Annotated in this window: 16 protein-coding genes and 1 riboswitch; of the genes, 13 read left to right on the top strand and 3 right to left on the bottom strand. The window is 35.0% G+C overall.

The features are described from left to right. Positions 1-48 precede the first annotated feature (48 nt). A complete protein-coding gene (gene thiC, locus ACJJVJ_RS01695) occupies positions 49-1,908 on the bottom strand; it encodes a phosphomethylpyrimidine synthase ThiC (protein ID WP_405368523.1) in 1,860 nt (619 codons plus the stop codon). 94 nt (positions 1,909-2,002) lie between these two features. Then, positions 2,003-2,206, bottom strand: a complete 204-nt coding sequence (thiS, locus tag ACJJVJ_RS01690) for a sulfur carrier protein ThiS (protein ID WP_405368521.1) — start codon at positions 2,204-2,206, stop codon at positions 2,003-2,005. 80 nt (positions 2,207-2,286) lie between these two features. Then, a riboswitch (TPP riboswitch) is annotated at positions 2,287-2,381 on the bottom strand. A gap of 298 nt (positions 2,382-2,679) precedes the next feature. On the opposite strand from thiS, the gene ACJJVJ_RS01685 reads away from it, so the two are divergent. From ACJJVJ_RS01685 to ACJJVJ_RS01645, 9 genes are all read left to right on the top strand, one after another. Beyond that, a complete protein-coding gene (locus ACJJVJ_RS01685) occupies positions 2,680-2,979 on the top strand; it encodes a hypothetical protein (RefSeq protein ID WP_104514854.1) in 300 nt (99 codons plus the stop codon). A 200-nt stretch (positions 2,980-3,179) separates the two neighbouring features. Further along, a complete protein-coding gene (locus tag ACJJVJ_RS01680) occupies positions 3,180-3,800 on the top strand; it encodes a DUF6515 family protein (protein ID WP_405368518.1) in 621 nt (206 codons plus the stop codon). Positions 3,801-4,692: 892 nt separating this feature from the next. Continuing rightward, positions 4,693-5,115, top strand: coding sequence for an HYC_CC_PP family protein (locus ACJJVJ_RS01675; RefSeq protein WP_405368516.1), 423 nt, complete (start codon positions 4,693-4,695; stop codon positions 5,113-5,115). 111 nt (positions 5,116-5,226) lie between these two features. Beyond that, positions 5,227-8,985 (top strand): efflux RND transporter permease subunit, encoded by a 3,759-nt coding sequence (locus ACJJVJ_RS01670; RefSeq protein ID WP_405368514.1) that lies wholly within the window; start codon positions 5,227-5,229, stop codon positions 8,983-8,985. Then, positions 8,975-10,192, top strand: a complete 1,218-nt coding sequence (locus tag ACJJVJ_RS01665; protein ID WP_405368512.1) for a TolC family protein — start codon at positions 8,975-8,977, stop codon at positions 10,190-10,192. Before ACJJVJ_RS01670 ends, ACJJVJ_RS01665 begins: the two co-directional genes overlap by 11 nt. A gap of 3 nt (positions 10,193-10,195) precedes the next feature. After that, on the top strand, positions 10,196-10,762 hold the full coding sequence (locus ACJJVJ_RS01660; RefSeq protein ID WP_405368510.1) for a helix-turn-helix domain-containing protein: 567 nt from the start codon (positions 10,196-10,198) through the stop codon (positions 10,760-10,762). 86 nt (positions 10,763-10,848) lie between these two features. Further along, on the top strand, positions 10,849-11,400 hold the full coding sequence (locus ACJJVJ_RS01655) for a DUF3347 domain-containing protein (protein ID WP_405368508.1): 552 nt from the start codon (positions 10,849-10,851) through the stop codon (positions 11,398-11,400). A 52-nt stretch (positions 11,401-11,452) separates the two neighbouring features. Further along, on the top strand, positions 11,453-13,957 hold the full coding sequence (locus tag ACJJVJ_RS01650) for a heavy metal translocating P-type ATPase (protein ID WP_405368506.1): 2,505 nt from the start codon (positions 11,453-11,455) through the stop codon (positions 13,955-13,957). Positions 13,958-13,962: 5 nt separating this feature from the next. Further along, positions 13,963-15,696 carry an efflux RND transporter periplasmic adaptor subunit gene (locus tag ACJJVJ_RS01645; RefSeq protein WP_405368504.1) on the top strand — a complete coding sequence of 578 codons (1,734 nt, stop codon included), beginning with the start codon at positions 13,963-13,965 and terminating at the stop codon, positions 15,694-15,696. A gap of 15 nt (positions 15,697-15,711) precedes the next feature. On the opposite strand, the gene ACJJVJ_RS01640 is transcribed toward ACJJVJ_RS01645, so the two are convergent. Continuing rightward, positions 15,712-16,266: a DUF4251 domain-containing protein gene (locus tag ACJJVJ_RS01640; RefSeq protein ID WP_405368503.1), complete on the bottom strand. Its 555-nt coding sequence runs from the start codon at positions 16,264-16,266 to the stop codon at positions 15,712-15,714. 233 nt (positions 16,267-16,499) lie between these two features. Here ACJJVJ_RS01640 and ACJJVJ_RS01635 point away from each other — a divergent pair, with 233 nt between their 5' ends. The 4 genes from ACJJVJ_RS01635 to ACJJVJ_RS01620 all read left to right on the top strand — a co-directional run bounded on the left by ACJJVJ_RS01635 (position 16,500) and on the right by ACJJVJ_RS01620 (position 18,653). After that, positions 16,500-16,805 carry an HPF/RaiA family ribosome-associated protein gene (locus tag ACJJVJ_RS01635; protein ID WP_104514843.1) on the top strand — a complete coding sequence of 102 codons (306 nt, stop codon included), beginning with the start codon at positions 16,500-16,502 and terminating at the stop codon, positions 16,803-16,805. A 1-nt stretch (position 16,806) separates the two neighbouring features. After that, entirely contained in the window at positions 16,807-17,208 is a 402-nt protein-coding gene (locus tag ACJJVJ_RS01630; protein ID WP_405368502.1) for a hypothetical protein, read from the top strand. A gap of 75 nt (positions 17,209-17,283) precedes the next feature. Then, a complete protein-coding gene (locus tag ACJJVJ_RS01625; protein ID WP_405368501.1) occupies positions 17,284-18,264 on the top strand; it encodes a TerC family protein in 981 nt (326 codons plus the stop codon). Positions 18,265-18,359: 95 nt separating this feature from the next. Further along, complete coding sequence (locus ACJJVJ_RS01620; protein ID WP_405368499.1) at positions 18,360-18,653, top strand: hypothetical protein; 294 nt, start codon at positions 18,360-18,362, stop codon at positions 18,651-18,653. Positions 18,654-18,732 lie beyond the last annotated feature (79 nt).

The raw sequence follows: 18,732 nt of genomic DNA, 5'->3' as shown, positions 1-18,732 counted from the left end.
AGCCCGCCCACGCTTTTTAGTTTAAAGCGTGGGAACTCCCTTAAAATATTATAGATATACCTCAGATCCTTTTTCTTTAAACTCTTTAGATTTTTCTTCCATTCCTCTAGCGATGACCTCGTTATCCACGATATCATTAACGGCAGCAAAATCTCTAACCTCTTGAGATATTTTCATAGAACAGAATTTAGGACCGCACATAGAACAGAAATGCGCCACCTTTGCACCATCGGCAGGTAGGGTTTCATCGTGATATTCAAGGGCGCGTTCTGGATCAAGACCTAGATTAAATTGATCGTACCATCTAAATTCAAAACGTGCTTTACTTAATGCATTATCACGGTGTTGAGAACCTGGATGACCTTTGGCTAAATCTGCAGCATGGGCAGCCAGTTTATAGGTAACAACACCTACACGCACGTCTTCTTTATTAGGTAAACCTAAGTGTTCCTTTGGTGTGACGTAGCACAACATAGCACAACCAAACCAACCAATCATAGCAGCACCGATACCTGAAGTAATGTGATCGTAACCTGGTGCGATGTCTGTGGTTAAAGGACCTAGAGTGTAAAATGGAGCCTCATCACAAACCTCAATTTGCTTTTCCATATTCTCCTTAATCATGTGCATAGGTACGTGGCCTGGACCTTCTATAAAACACTGCACCTCGTGCTTGCGAGCAATTTGGGTTAACTCACCTAGGGTTTCTAATTCTGCAAATTGAGCTTCGTCATTAGCATCTGCCACAGAACCTGGACGTAATCCATCTCCTAGAGAGAAGGCAACATCATATTGTTTTAAGATCTCACAAATGTCTTCAAAATGGGTGTATAAAAAACTTTCTTTATGATGTGCCAAGCACCATTTTGCCATGATAGAACCGCCACGAGAGACGATACCGGTAACACGTTTTGCGGTCATAGGAATGTAACGCAGTAATACACCAGCATGTATGGTAAAATAATCCACACCTTGCTCAGCTTGTTCTATTAGTGTATCACGGAAAATTTCCCAAGTTAGATTTTCGGCAACTCCATTTACTTTTTCAAGTGCCTGATATATAGGTACAGTACCTATAGGAACAGGAGAATTACGGATAATCCACTCTCGAGTTTCATGGATGTTTTCTCCGGTAGATAAATCCATAATATTATCTGCACCCCAGCGACATGCCCAAACGGCTTTTTCTACTTCTTCTTCTATAGAAGAGGTCACGGCAGAATTACCAATGTTTGCATTGATTTTTACTAAGAAGTTTCTACCTAGTATCATAGGTTCGGCCTCTGGATGGTTGATGTTAGAAGGGATTACGGCACGACCTCTTGCTACTTCAGAGCGTACAAATTCTGCTGTAATTTTATCTGGAATAGAAGCGCCAAAATGTTCTCCTTTGTGCTGTTTTCTAATTTCGGTCATCTCATCTATACGCTGGTTTTCACGTATGGCGATGTATTCCATCTCTGGAGTAATGATTCCTTTTTTGGCATAATGCAATTGGGTAACGTTTTCACCATTTTTGGCTCTTAATGGTTTCTTTAATAAAGAGAAACGCATGTGATCCAGGCTTTTATCATTTAAACGCGCGTTGCAATACTCTGATGAGAATTCTTCTAATTGCTCTACGTTGTTTCTATCTAAAATCCATTGTTCACGTATTCTTTCTATTCCTTTATGAACATCGATTTCTTTATTAGGATCTGTGTAGGGACCGGAAGTGTCGTAAACGGTGACTGGTTCATTAGGTGTTTTCTTTTTGGTCATCGAGTCTATCGTGTCACTCAATGCAATTTCTCGCATGGCAACCTTGATTTGAGGATGGATTTTTCCTGGTACATACACTTTTGTAGAATTAGGAAATGGATGTCTAGTTATTCCGTCTTGTTTGGGTGCGGTGTCTTTGCTCTTCATGGTAATAAGGTTATGGACTATGAGTAATTATGCTTACAGTAGGTTAGATTTTTGATGTGTAGGAGGTGAGTAGCTATAAGTTGTTGAATGACAACTAACCACCTTGAGTGGCAGTTATTACAAGAATTTGATCGCCGTCGATTAAGATTTTTTTATCCCAATCTGTATTCGTAATAATGTCTTGATTTATAGCTACAGCAATTCCATTAACCGGTATAGCGAGTGTGGTGAGTACCATTTGTACAGTGCTATTAGGTTGAATTTTATGAAAAGTGTTATTTACTTTTATGTTTATCATGAGATATAAATTACTTTATGTGAGTAATGTTATAAACGATAAAAGTTTTGAGAATAGAAAAGGTGCAGTGTTGTGCATACAACAAGCTGATAACTTTTCCCTACGTTGGTATTAACCAAATCAGGTTCTAAGGATTTTTCTCAAACTAATTTAATAGCTACTCCTAAAGTTTACATCACAAATGTAAACATATAATTGAATTATGAACGATGTATTTTATCAAAACATAAAAATTCTCTCCTAAAAGTAAGGGTAAAATGAGATCAATTTAATCTAATTATTAAGCTATGGTTGATGCGAACGGAATGGAGTAGTGGATGGAAAAACTTTTATTGTAATAGTTAAAAAGCAGTTGTAAAAACGCATTACAACCTTTAAATAGGTGTTTTAACGATTGTTAAAACACATGTATTTCTCGTTTAGTTTTGAATCAAGTGTGGTATTACCTTTACGGTTATAAATAAAAATACATCATGAAAAAAGTAGCATTAGCAATAATAGTAGTAGCATCAATGACTAGTTGTAACAGCGTTAAGAATATGAACACTTCTAGCATATCGCAAGCGGCAACATTGTTAAGTTCTTTAAGTTCTAACTCTACAGTACAGCAAATTTCTAGTCTTTTTACTTTGTTAGATGCAAATAAAGATGAGGCAATAAGTTCTACAGAGGCAATAGGATCTGTTTCTGAAAACTTCAATGTTTTAGATAAGGATAATAACTCTAGTTTAAACCTAACAGAATTAACAGGATTACTAGGTTTACTGAAATAATATTTTCATTATTATTTACAATAAAGGTACACGTAATAGTGTGCCTTTTTTTATGCCTAATTTTTCTAATGGTCTGAAAATATTTTAATAGTGATAGGAGATTTTAACAAATGTATGTGATAGGGTATTTTAAACCTTTCTGCTTGATGTGCGTCATATAAGTGAAGTATAGCAAAGTTTAATCACATAAATAGAAAGTCATGAAATCAATTACTAAAATATATATTGTTCCTATCGCTTTTTTACTAGCAATGACTGTTCAAGTCAATGCTCAATCGCGAAGTACTACTATTAAAAAAGACAATAGAAAAACAACCACTACGATTACTAAAACGAGAACAGTAACGACACCTAGTAGATCTACTAAAGGTAGAATAGCTAGCAATAGAGTTACTTATAAAACACCCAAAAAGAAAGTGATTTCTGTTAGAAACGTACCTAATAGAACAGTAGTGCGTCACAATGGTCAAAATTATTATTACTCTAATAATAAATATTATACACAGTCTAGAGGTCGATATATTGTAATAGCGCCTAAAGTTGGTTTTAGAATAAATGTATTACCTGCTAATTATAGAACAGTACGTTTTAATAACCATTATTATTACAATGTAAATGGAATTTTTTATACTCAAGTTGATAATGAATATGAAGTAATAGAACCTGAAATAGGAACTATAGTATATGAATTACCAGACGATTATGAGAAAGTAGTTCTAGATGGTGAAACTTATTATGAGTACGCAAATGTGCTTTATGAAAAGATACAATATGATGGGACCAGAGCCTATGAAGTTGTTGGTATTATTGATATGAATTAGATCACATACTGAATTAGCCCCAGGGAGAATAATGAAAATTATTCTCCTTTTTTTTGTTTACAATAGTAGTTATGCTAGAAATATAAATCCGATTAACTAACGTTTTGTAATCAGATCACCATATGAAGTAAATATATTTGGCATGCGAAAAAGTTCTTAGCTATGAAAAATATATTGTTTATCTGTTCAGCAAACAAAGATCGTTCTAAAACTGCAGAGGATTATATCAGTAATATGTATCCAATGAATAACTATGAATCTGCATAAAATAACCGTGCTGGATATTAAAGATATTTACAAATATGGTTCTAATGAGTTGATTGAGATTTTACAGGAACGAATCCAGTTATAAAATTTACTAATTTCAAGTCTCTGAGAATCGTGTATTTTATTTTGAATGCATAAGAATACAGAATAACCAAATGAATGGCTTTATTTTTTAATTCTAATAAATAGAGTAACAAGGGTAATCTGGTAGTAATAAGTATAGAAAGCACTCTTTCATCTAATTATTCAATTTGAACCATAATATATATTATGTCAAATAGAATAATTAACAACTTGCTTCTCTCAATTCATACTCCACTATTATTTGTTACCCATTATGAGCATTCACATTTAAACCATCTGATTTAGCAAACAATCACTTTCTATCATATTAATAATAGTAAGCAGTAATGTCTAGAATACTTTTCCCTAGAACAGTAATAAGCGCGTTATTTAGAAATAATAAGCTTTGATTATTAATCGTAAGATTAAAAATGATTTAATTAGCATTACAATCTACATTACGATGCGATTCTAGGATTTCAATTTTAAAACAAATCAGCTTATTTATTATCTATTTGTTAATTGGCTTAATGATAGTTAGAAATTGAGTAAATTTGTGATAATGAAACAATTTACACATAAAGCACTTGCCATATTTATGACTTGCGTAGTTCTATTTACTACGATGTCATTTACTGTGGACATGCATTATTGTGGAGATACGTTGGTAGATTTTTCATTTGCAAGTAAAGTAAAATCTTGCGGTATGGAAAAAGCTATGGCTGTCATGGCAGATTGTGAATTACCTACAGCTCAAAAAAAATCATGTTGTACAGATCATGAAGTGATCAAACAAGGTCAGGAAGATCTTACAATATCTTTAGATAAAATCACTTTTAATCAGCAATTGTTCATTGCCTCATTTACCTATTCTTATTTAAGTGTTTTTGAAAGTACTGCTTCACTCGAGGTTCCTTTTATTCCCTACTCGCCTCCTATTCCTAAGCGAGATGTGCAAGTCCTGCACCAGTCTTTTTTAATCTGATTAATTAGTTTTTTGAAAATCTAACTCAAAACTGCTTTTGCTGTATTGGGTTATAAATACATGTGTCATTATTAGACATATATCTTTTCAACATTCTAATAATCAATACTTATGCTTAATAAGGCGATTAAATTTCTTATAGAAAACAAATTAATAGCTGTATTACTTCTTTGCCTATTTGTGGGCTGGGGTACTATTAACGCACCTTTTAATTGGGATTTAGGTTTCTTACCATCTGACCCTGTAGCGGTAGATGCTATTCCAGATATAGGTGAGAACCAGCAAATAGTTTATACAAAGTGGGAAGGTCGTTCTCCACAAGATATAGAAGACCAAATCACCTATCCACTCACCTCTTCACTGCAAGGTATTCCTGGAGTAAAGACCATACGTAGTTCTTCTATGTTCGGCTTCTCTAGTATCTACATCATATTTGAAGAAGATGCAGAGTTTTACTGGTCACGCAGTCGCATTCTAGAAAAGCTCAATTCGTTACCGTCTAACCTCTTACCAGAAGGCGTTAACCCTACTTTAGGACCAGATGCAACTGGATTAGGACAGATCTTTTGGTACACTCTAGAAGGTCGTGATAAAGACGGTAATGTTACCGGTGGTTGGGATTTACACGAGTTACGTAGCATACAGGATTATTATGTGAAATTCGGTTTATCATCAGCTAGTGGAGTTTCTGAAGTAGCCTCAATAGGCGGTTATGTACAAGAATATCAAATAGATATCAATCCAGAAAAAATGCGTCAGTACGATATTACAATGGCTGCTGTCGTAAAAGCCGTTAAGGAAAGTAATAAAGATATAGGCGCGCAAACTCTAGAGATTAATCAGGCAGAATATCTGGTACGTGGTCTAGGTTATATAAAATCCATAAGCGATATAGAAAGTGCTGTTGTGGATTCCAAAGGTTTTACATCGTTGCGCATTAAAGACATTGCAAACGTTCATTTAGGACCAGCCGCTAGACGCGGTATTCTAGATAAAGAAGGTGCCGAAGTGGTAGGCGGCGTGGTCATCGCACGTTATGGAGCAAATCCATTAGAGGTTATCAATAATGTAAAAGCCCAAATAGCAGAACTTAGTTCTGGATTACCAACTAAAACCCTGTCAGACGGTAGAGTTTCACAGCTTACCATCGTTCCTTTTTACGACCGTACTGTATTGATTAAAGAGACTTTACATACCTTGAGCGAGGCTCTTACTATAGAGATATTAATTACCATTTTAGTCATTATAATCATGGTGTTTAATCTGCGAGCGTCCATACTTATCTCTGGTTTATTGCCTGTAGCCGTTCTTATGGTTTTTGTAGCTATGAAATTGTTTCATGTAGACGCAAACATCGTTGCACTTTCTGGTATAGCCATAGCGATAGGTACTATGGTAGATGTAGGCGTCATACTTGCCGAAAATATGATACGTCATCTACATGATGAAAAACTACGTGTCAGTGAAGATGGTACTCCTTTTACTATTAATGAGGTTATTTATAACGCCACATCAGAGGTTTCTGGCGCGATACTCACTGCTGTTTTAACTACCATAATTAGCTTTGTACCAGTATTTACCATGATAGGTGCCGAGGGAAAACTATTCCGCCCACTCGCATTTACTAAAACCATGGCGCTTACTGCATCTCTTATCGTTGCCCTATTTTTAATACCGCCGTTTGCTGCGTTTTTGTTTAGAAAAACTACTATCGGAAACCGATTCAAATTAGTGATCAATGCACTTTTATTACTTTTAGGTATCACATCTATCGTTTATGGTTATTGGTTAGGGCTAGTACTGATAGGTTTTTCAATTGTAGCACTGTGGTCTTTGTTGGGTACGCTTTCGCGAAAGCGTGCTAACTACATAAACATCGCCATAGCAGCCATCGCTATCGTGTTTTTATTAGCAAATTATTGGAGACCTCTAGGATTTGACCGCAACATAGGACTCAATTTAGTATTTGTTTCTCTTATTTGTTTTGGACTTTTAGGAGCTTTTACACTACTAAGAAGATATTATGAGCATATTTTAAAATGGGCACTCGCAAATAAAATATTGTTTTTAATTATACCACTTACCGTACTGACGCTAGGTGTTTTGATAATGCGTGATACCAGTAAGGAGTTCATGCCGGCACTTAATGAGGGCTCTTTTTTATTGATGCCCACTTCCCTACCTCATGCTGGTGTAGAAGAGAATAAACGTGTGTTACAGCAGCTAGATATGGCTGTAGCCAGTATTCCAGAAATAGAAACTGTGGTAGGTAAATCTGGTAGAACAGAGTCTGCACTAGATCCTGCACCGCTTTCTATGTACGAGAACATGATTCAGTACAAGTCTGAGTTTATGCGTAATGCACAAGGTGAACGACAGCGTTACCGAGTAAATGAAGATGGTTTTTATGTTCTTAAAAATAACCAACTGATTATCAACCCTAATCGACCTATTGATAAAGGAGCAAGTTATGATCGTGCAGTTCTAAGAACAACAGCTCAAAGAGAAGACCTTATAGAAGATGAAGATGGTGAGTACTACCGCAACTGGCGACCAGAAATCAATAATCCTGACGATATATGGAACGAGATTATCAAGGTTACTAAATTACCTGGTGTAACCTCTGCGCCTAAGTTGCAACCTATCGAGACGCGACTTATTATGTTACAAACTGGTATGCGTGCTCCTATGGGAATTAAGGTAAAAGGGCCTGATTTAAAAACGATAGAAAAATTTGGTGTAGAATTAGAGAGCATACTAAAACAAGTCACTGGTGTTAAGGAACAAGCCGTTTTTGCAGATCGTATAGTTGGTAAACCATATTTACTCATCGATATAAAAAGAGAACAACTAGCCCGTTATGGTATATCAGTGAGCGATGTTCAAGAAATTCTAGAGGTCGCTGTCGGTGGCATGCCACTTACACAAACGGTAGAAGGTCGAGAACGTTATGCGGTGCGCGTGCGTTATCCTCGAGAACTGAGAACCACACCAGAAGATTTAAAAGGTATTTATGTCCCTGTAGATAAAGGCAGTCCGGTACCATTGAGTGAGTTTGTAGAAATACGATATGAGCAAGGACCACAGGTTATTAAGAGTGAAGATACTTTCTTGATAGGATATGTACTCTTTGATAAATTAAGCAATTTTGCCGAAGTTGATGTGGTCGAAAATGCTCAAGAGCTGATTCAAAAACACATCGCTAGCGGTGATCTTATCGTGCCACAAGGTATAAGTTATAGTTTTACTGGTACTTATGAGAATCAGTTAAGGGCTGAGAAAACACTAGCTGTTGTGGTGCCACTAGCCCTGATTATAATCTTTATCATTCTTTATTTTCAGTTTAAATCTGTCGCTACATCACTTATGGTTTTTACTGGTATCGCCGTAGCTTTTGCAGGTGGTTTTATCATGATATGGTTGTATGGTCAGGACTGGTTTTTCAACTTTAACCTCTTCGGTGAGAATATGCGCGATCTATTTAATATGAAAACGATTCACTTAAGTGTAGCCGTTTGGGTAGGATTTATTGCCCTTTTTGGTATCGCAACAGATGACGGTGTGGTTATGGCGACTTATCTAACACAAACATTTGATAAAGAGCAACCTACGGATAAAAAAGAAATAAGAAATGCCACCTTACTTGCGGCAGGTAAACGCATCAGACCATGTTTAATGACCACGGTAACGACCATACTCGCATTACTGCCTGTACTTACTTCTACTGGTAAAGGAAGCGATATTATGATACCTATGGCCATCCCTATTTTTGGAGGTATGATAATCGATGTTACCTCTTATTTTCTAGTTCCGGTTTTGTATAGCTGGAAAAAAGAATACCAACTTAAAAGATCAAAAAATGAGATATAATAGTATAGTTTTTTATGTTTTTTTGGTTTCCGCTTTCGCGAAAGCGCAACAATTACAAACTTTTATTAAAGAAGCACAGGCTAATAATCTAGAAATAAGAGCCGTTGAAATGCGACATAATATATCGCAAGAGAAAGTGAATGAGGCAGACTGGATACCTAATACAGAGGTAAGTTTAGGCTATTTTGTAAGCGAGACAGAAACACGTGTCGGTGCACAAAGAGCACGTATAGGTGTGAAACAGATGTTGCCATGGTTCGGCACGATAACCGCTAGAGAGAACTATGCCACCTCACTAGCAGATGCTGATTATGTGGAGATAACCATTGCAAAGCGTAAACTGGCGCTATCTGTCTCACAGACTTATTACCAGCTGTATTCCATAAGAGCAAAACAAGCCGCACTCGGTAAAAACATACAGCTTTTAAACGCATATGAGCAACTAGCATTAACATCTGTAACCGTCGGTAAAGCTAGTGCTGTAGATGTATTGAGGCTACAAATACGTATCAATGAATTACAACAACAAATCGATATTCTAGAAGAAGATTTTAAAGCGTCACAGTCGCTGTTTAATAATTTACTGAATAAAGAAGATACAGAAACTATAGAGATAACTGAGGTAATGAGCATGCCTCTAGTAGACATAGAACTAGTAGATAGTGCTATAGATGTGAATCCTGAAATTTTAAAGTATGACAAACTATATGAATCTGTGGTACAGTCAGAAGTTTTGAATAAGCGCGAGGGATTGCCTTCTATAGGTGTAGGATTTGATTACTTGCCAGTTAGCGAGCGAGCAGATTTAAATATCGTAGATAATGGTAAAGATGTTTTTATGCCTATGGTTACTGTTTCTATTCCTATATTTAATAAACGATACAAGTCCATTTCTAAGCAAAATGAATTGCGACAGCAAGAAATAGAGTTTGAGAAACAAGAACGTTTAAATGTATTAAATACGGCTTTTGCTAGAGCTAGATCACAACGCAACCAAGCCCGTATAGCTTATGAAACTATAGATAAAAACCTAAAACAAGCTCGCGATGCCGAAGAAATTCTCATTAAAAACTATGAAACCGGAACTATAGATTTTAAAGACGTTCTCGATATTCAAGAATTAAAATTAAAATTTCAAATAGAGCAAGTAAATGCGATAGAGAACTATTACGTACAATCTGCTGTGATTAACTATTTAATGAACTAAGCAATGGAAAAGAAGTTATTCATCAAAAACATGGTTTGTAATCGCTGTATCAAAGTAATAGAGAACGATATAAGACGATTAGGTATAGAACTGCTCCATATAGAATTAGGCTCTATCATCTATCAAGAAACAGATTCGATGCAGTTTAAAAGCATAACTAAGGTTATAGAAGAAAACGGTTTTGAGGTTTTACTCGCACCAGAAAAACAATTGGTAGAAGAGATTAAAAAAGAATTAATAGAACTTTTAAAAAAGCTACCATTACAGTTAGACTCTACCCTTTCAAGGTTTTTAGAACAAAAGCTGAATAAAGAATATTCTAAAATAAGTAAGTTGTTTTCTAGTCAAGAACACATCACGATTGAGAAATACTTCATTAAACTTAAAATGGAAAAGGTAAAAGAGTTGATACAGCTACAAGAAAATAACTTTACAGAGATAAGTGAGCTACTCAATTATAGTAATTCTAACCATTTGAGCCGTCAGTTTAAATCAGAAACCGGTATGAGTCTTACAGATTATAAGAAATTGCAAAAAAATGATAGAAACCCACTGGACCAAATTATGTAGATTCTAACCATAATTATGATATAGTAATCTTCATAAATAGGATAATTTTATACTCTTATTTATTACACTACTTAAAAGAAAATAAATTGAATACAATACAAATTAACTTAGTAAAAATAGCTCTTATAGCAACCTTAATATTCACTGTTTCTTGCAAGAAAACAGAAGAGAATGCAACTGTAGAAACAGAGCGTAAAGAGACTACACCAGAGAAAAATATAAGCTCAGAAAACATTTTAAAGAATTACTTCAATTTGAAGGACGCCTTAGTAAAAGATGATAAAGACAAAGCTACTATTCACAGTGAATACTTATCTAATTCATTAAATGACTTCAATAATTCTATTAGTATTGAAAATAAGCAAGATGGACTAAAAGAAGTGTTGAGTAAGGCTATTAAAAACGCTATCCATATTTCTGAAAAAGACATTAAAACTCAACGAGAGTATTTTAAAGAATTAAGTAAAAATATCACAGATATGATTGCTATTACTGGTACAGAACAACCTCTCTATGAGCAGCACTGTCCTATGTATAATGGAGGGACAAATTGGCTTAGTGATAGTAAAGAAATACGCAATCCATATTATGGCAGTCAGATGCTTAAATGTGGTATAGTACAAAGAGAAATTAAGTAAAGGAATAGATTAAAATAATCTAATGCAGTAATTCATTTATAAAACTGAATTCATGAAAAAATCCTATCACATACACGGCATGACTTGCAACGGTTGTCGCAATCATGTAGAACAAACACTTTCTAAAATAGAAGGTGTTACCACGGCTTCTGTAAACTTAGAAAATGCTGAAGCTACTCTGGAATATGATCAAGAAATCTCTATAGAAAAGTTGCAAGCTGCTATGCAAAAAGAAGGCAGCCACTACTCTATTCATTTATTAGGTGAGCAACCTGTAGAAAACTCACAGGAAAAAAAGAAATCAACAAATGGTCATGGAACAGGTGTTTTTTACTGTCCTATGCATTGTGAAGGTGATAAAACCTATGAGCAATCAGGCGACTGTCCAGTTTGTGGAATGGATCTAGTAGAAGAGCAAAATCTTAATGCTACAAATAGTGAGCAATGGACCTGCCCTATGCACCCAGAAGTTGTGGAGAATGAGGCTGGCGACTGCCCTATCTGTGGTATGGATCTCGTACCTATGGAGCCAGACCTTACTGCAGAAGAGAAAACTTATAAAAAACTAGCTCATAAATTCTGGTTAGCGCTAGGATTCACCTTACCTATTTTTATTATAGCGATGAGTGAGATGATACCTAACAATCCATTGTACGATATAATGGATCAAAAATCGTGGAATTGGGTGCAACTGGTCTTATCGGTGCCAGTGGTCTTCTACGCCACCTGGATGTTCTTTGAGCGCGCTTATCGTAGCATAATCAGTTGGAATCTCAATATGTTTACACTAGTTGGTATCGGTGCAGGTGTGGCATGGTTGTTTAGTCTTTTTGGTATGTTGATTCCAGATTTTTTTCCTGCTCAATTTAAGACAGAATCAGGTGCAGTCCATGTTTATTTTGAGGCTGCAACGGTTATTCTTACCCTTGTATTGATGGGCCAATTATTAGAATCTCGTGCTCATGGAAAAACTAATACTGCTGTAAAAGAATTACTCAAACTTGCACCTAATAAAGCAGTACGAGTAATAGATGGTAAAGAACAAGAAGTCTCTATAGATAAAATTGAAAAAGGAGATGTTTTACGTGTTAAACCAGGCGATAAAATTCCAGTGGACGGTAGTATTATAGAAGGTAATACCACCGTAGATGAATCGATGATATCTGGAGAACCTGTTCCTGTAAGTAAAACGGTAGGTGATCAAGTAAATAGCGGTACGATTAACGGAAATCAGTCGTTTTTATTAAAAGCCGAGAAGGTAGGAAAAGACACGCTTCTATCACAGATAGTGCATATGGTAAACGATGCGAGTCGTAGCCGTGCTCCTATTCAAAAATTAGCAGATACTATTTCTAGTTATTTTGTACCTATAGTTGTGGCAGTATCCATAATCACATTTGTGGTATGGAGCATTTGGGGTCCAGAGCCAGCTTATGTTTTTGCATTAGTAAATGCTATTGCGGTTTTAATAATCGCCTGTCCATGTGCGTTAGGATTAGCAACACCTATGTCTATTATGGTAGGTATAGGTAAAGGAGCACAAAATGGAGTACTTATTAAAAATGCCGAAGCCCTTGAAATCATGGATAAGGTAAATATCTTAATCGTTGATAAAACAGGTACTATTACTGAAGGTAAACCTACGGTAGAGAAAATAGGTGTTTTTGGATCTCGCTTTCGCGAAAGCGAATTAACAAAAATCATCGCTTCTATTAATAATTCTAGTGAGCATCCACTAGCTGCGGCGACAGTAAAATATGCAAAGCAGCAAGAAATAGATGTATTCCCTACGGAAGATTTCAGTGCAGTTACTGGTAAAGGTGTGGAAGGAATAGTAGATGGAAAACAAGTTTCCCTGGGTAACTTTAAAATGATGGAATATGCACAAGTTTCTGTTTCTGCAGAAATGAAAAACGAGGTGCAACAATTTCAAAAACAAGGTAAAACGGTTTCCTATCTGGCTATAGATAAAGAAGTACAAGGCTATGTTGTGATAGCCGATAAGATCAAAGAATCGAGCGCCAAAGCCATAAAAAAACTTCAAGATAAGGGAATAGATGTTGTTATGTTAACTGGTGATAATCAAGACACGGCACAAGCTGTTGCTACAGAGTTACATCTAGCACAGTTTAAGGCAGGTATGCTACCAGAAGATAAATTAAAAGAGGTTGAAAAACTACAGCAGCAAGGCTATATAGTTGCCATGGCAGGTGATGGTATCAACGACGCACCAGCACTAGCAAAAAGTAATGTAGGTATTGCGATGGGAACTGGTACTGATGTAGCAATAGAAAGCGCGATGATAACTCTAGTAAAAGGAGATCTTCACGGTATTGTAAAAGCAAAAAATCTTAGTGCTGCAGTAATGCGCAACATTAAACAAAATCTGTTTTTTGCATTATTGTATAATACATTAGGTATTCCTATTGCTGCTGGGGTATTATTTCCTTTTTTCGGTTTACTATTATCACCTATGATTGCAGCTCTAGCGATGAGTTTTAGCTCTGTGTCTGTTATTGCAAACGCTCTTAGATTACGTTCTAAGACTATAAATTAAGAATTATGAACAAGAACATTATATATATAATTATAGCTGCAATAGTAGGATTACTTGCAGGTTGGCTCATTTTTGGTAATGATAGTGTAGCGTCCGTAAATAAGGTTAGCAACACTTCTCAAGTAGAGCAACACAATCATGAAAATGACGGTACAGAAATGTGGACCTGTTCCATGCATCCTCAAATTATGCTTTCAGAACCTGGTGATTGTCCTATTTGTGCTATGGATCTTATACCAGCCAGCTCTAGCCAAGATGGTCTAGCCATGAATGAGATTAAAATGACAGAGAATGCAATGGCGCTGGCAAATATTCAAACTACAATAATAGGCAACAGCTCTAGTAGTATGGATGATAGTTCCATTTCCTTATCTGGTAAAATTGCTACTAACGAAGAGAACAATACAGTACAGGCCAGTTATTTTGATGGACGTATAGAACGCTTAAATGTAAGTTATGAAGGACAGCAAGTAAGTCGTGGACAGTTACTAGCTACTATTTATGCTCCTAACCTAGTAGCAGCGCAACAAGAATTAATTACAACAGCCTCCTTAAAAGAAAGTCAGCCGGCACTTTATAATGCCGTAAGAAATAAGTTGAAAAACTGGAAGTTATCAGAAAAGCAAATCACTGCCATTGAAACTTCTAGAAAGGTCAGAGAAAACTTTCCTGTTTATGCAACGGTATCAGGTACAGTTGCTCAGGTTATGGCAAACGAAGGTGATTATGTAAAACAAGGGCAACCTATTCTAAAAGTAAGCAATTTGAATAGTGTCTGGGCAGATTTTGATGCTTATGAAAATCAAATTATGCAATTTAAGATAGGGCAAAAAATAGCTGTTACTACAAATGCTAACCCTAATAAGAATTATGATGCGACAGTTTCTTTTATAGATCCTATTTTAAACACTAATACTAGAACTGTTACTATAAGAGCTACTATTGCAAATAAAGAAGGCTTTTTTAAACCGGGCATGTTTGTAACTGGTAAGATTAAAACCTCTTCTACTCCTGCGGTGTCTAAATCTGTAACGATTCCTGCTAGTGCTGTTTTATGGACTGGAAAGCGATCGATAGTTTATGTAAAAATGAGTCCCAACCAGCCTGTTTTTGAAATGAGAGAAATTACTCTAGGCAATAGATCTGGAGATAATTATCAGGTGGTTGATGGTCTAGAAAATGGTGATTCGATAGTAACTAATGGCGCATTTACAGTAGATGCAGCTGCACAATTACAAGGCAAGAATTCCATGATGAATAAAGATAAAAACTTTAGTGCCAATACTGATCAACCAAATATTACCAAAGAATTGGAAACAACGCTAAAAAGCATTTTACCACAATACTTAAAACTTAAAAATGCTTTTATAAAAGTAGATAGTCAGAAAATAGTCACCCATGCTATAGCTATACAAAGCAAATTGAGTTCAATTTCATTAAATGACCTGAATAAGGAAGAATCTACCTCTGTAAAAGAGGCTATTGAGACCTTATCATCTATTATAGATATAAAAGATATAGAAGAGCAAAGAAATATGTACATTATTCTTAATCAGAATCTTATCACATATTTCATGAAACTAGAAGATCTAAGTGAACCTCTTTATATTCAAAAATGTCCTATGGTAAATGGAGATAAAGGGGCGATATGGTTAAGTATGGAACCGGCTGTGCAAAATCCTTATCATGGTATAGATATGTTAACCTGTGGTGATGTCATTTATACAATAAATGAATAAAAACTGAGGCGATCTTTATTCTATCGGCTCGATGTTTAAATGACCATCGTACTTTATGTAAGAACGTTGTGAACTATTGATAATTAAAAGAGCTGTCTCTCTAGAGAATATTTTAAGCTCTACATTTAGGCTTTCTGTGTCGTTTCTTACATCAAATTCATAAGAAATATAGTTAGAGTCTGCCACTATGGATTGACTCACATTTTTTATTTCACCAGTAAAGTCAAATGAATTGTTATCATTATAACCACCACCTGTTCTACGTTCTCCATAAAAAGGTAAATTAAAGACAGCCTTCTCTCCTACTATTTTAAGAGTGTAATTATCACCACTTAAACTGATACGGCTAGCACTATTTCCATTACGTATAAGAATATCGTTAATGGCATTATTAACTGCCTGCGAGTTAAAAGGTAAGGCAGCATCTGCTTTAAAAACGAGATTGTTGTTTATTAATTCGTTTTGTAGATCTTTAAGTTTGGCGCGATCTGCTTCTGTAAAACTAGATTTACATGAAGAAAGTATCAATACTAAAATACTAATGAGGATTAAATATTTATATTTTTTCATTTTTATAGTGTATAAAGTTGCTTTTAATTCCGCTTTCGCGAAAGCGAGAACCTAAAGAATCTATTTAAGAATAGTTAAAGTTATTAAGTTAATATACTAGATTAATTAATATTAATTATAGATTAACAGTTAATTCTTCAAAGCTTAATACTTTATTAAAGCTTTACTAAGATTTAATTAAAACCCCAAGTAATAGCAGATTTGTGAATTAACTTTATCTAAAAATCAACATTATGAACATTCAATTTAATTACCAGCACGTTTCAGGAAGTACAGAACTTGAAGAATATACTAAAGAGAAATTACAAACCATTTTTGATCGATACAACTGGATTACTCGAGCAGATGTTTTTTATAAGACAGAAAACACGTCAAGTGATGAGACAGGAATGATCACTGAGATAAGATTAAGTGCTCCTGGCCCACGACTCTTTGCCGAAGAAAGTCATGCAACGTTTCATGAGTCGGTAAATAAAGTTGTAAACCAACTTAAAACACAATGCGAAAAAAGAAAAGCAACCATAATTACACATCCCTAATATGATCTCACTAGCCACAAGCCCTAAACAAATAGTATTGTTTTATAATTCTAATCAGAAAAATCATAAAGAGATTTTTGCTTATGCAAGCTCTGCAGGTAAGGATTTACTGGCTATAGATGTCAGTAAGGATAAAGTGGCAGGTACAACGTGGACAGAAATTGCTGATGTAATGAATCTAAGAGTTAGAGATTTGATACATACTGATCATGCTACCTTTGAGAATAAATATGGAACCGATAACAATATAGATTGTGATGGTGCTATTAAAGTATTACAAAAAGATCCAGAAATGCTTATCTTTCCTATAGCAATAGAAGGCAAGAGAGCAAAGGAAATCAAATTATATAATGAAATTTTAGAATTCTTTGATGTAGATACTTCATCCATCCATATTCCTTAAATTTTAAGATATAATTACTTTTTAAAATCCAGCTTTTATAGCTGGATTTTTTTATGTTTACGTAAACCTCACCACATGATTGTCTGGATTTCATTCATTGTTTTAGTAACTATCTTTTTAGGACTGGATCTATTTGTATTTAATAGAAATGCACATGTTATAAGTACCAAAGAAGCGTCAAAATTCACGGCTCTTTGGGTAGGTATCGCACTAGCTTTTACAGCAGTCATTTATTTTATTTATGACGCTGGCTATCTCGCTAATCCTGACCAATTAAGCGGTGCAGACGCCGCTCTTAAATACCTAACCGGTTATCTTATAGAATTATCACTGAGTATAGATAACATATTTGTAATAGCGGTAATTTTCAAATCATTTTCTATAAGTACAAAATACCAGCATCGTGTGTTATTTTGGGGAATTGTAGGAGCATTAGTTTTCAGAGCATTGATGATTCTATTCGGTATTGCGTTAATTAACGAGATAAGCTGGATGACCTACATTTTTGGTGGTTTTCTACTCTACACTGCTTATTCTATGTTGAGTAGTAAAGAAGAAGAATTTGACCCTAAGACTTCCAAGATCTATAAATTTGCTAAAAAACTTTTCCCTGTTACAGATCGTATAGAGGGACAACAGCTCTTTATTAAGAAAATGGGTAAGCGTATAGCGACACCATTATTTCTGGCGCTAGTGGTTATAGAAATTACCGATATTCTTTTTGCCCTAGATTCTATTCCTGCTATTCTAGCCATCACTAAGGATCCTTTTTTAGTCTTTTCTAGTAATATACTTGCTATTATGGGATTACGTAGTATGTACTTTTTCTTATCAAATCTTTTAGATAAATTTCAATACATTCATTACAGTCTAGTGGCTATACTTGCCTTTGTAGGACTTAAAATGTTATTTGTTCACTATATTCATTTACCAGAATGGATCTCTCTTGTAGTAATATTTGTGTCGTTACTGGTAGGGGCTTTGTTTTCTATCTACTACCCTGCGACTCCTCAAGAAAAAGAAAAACAAAAAGAATCCTTGAATACAGAAAAGTAGACGTACTGTTATTTTTCATGTCGTTCACTTATTTTTCTTATTTTTTTAAAACCGCGATTGTAATTCTTACGTAGGTATTATAAAAGCCAAGAAAAATGATTCATTTTAACTACGTTCATGTCCCTACTAACAAGAAGTTAGAAAAATTTACAACCGAAAAATTACAAGTACTACACGAAGAGTCTAAAATACGTAGGATAGATATCACCTATAAAAAAATGTTTGATATCAAGAATAGAACGAGAGAAGTTGCGATGATTCAAGTATCGTTATCAGACAAAAACGTGTTTTGTGAGATAGAATCTCTAAATTTTAAAAAGTCGGTAAGTATCGCTGTAGATACGCTTATGAATGAACTTGTAGAGGAACATAATTTACTATCAGCATGAAAAAAATCCTTGAAGTGAATTCAAGGATTTTTAAGTGTACTATATATATGATATTGTATCTAATAGGAAGTCTATCTTA

The sequence above is a fragment of the Nonlabens sp. Asnod2-A12 genome, assembly GCF_045063745.1.
Classification (GTDB): Bacteria; Bacteroidota; Bacteroidia; order Flavobacteriales; family Flavobacteriaceae; genus Nonlabens; species Nonlabens xylanidelens.
Note: the sequence above shows the minus strand (reverse complement) of the source record. Positions and strands in the feature narration are given on the sequence as shown.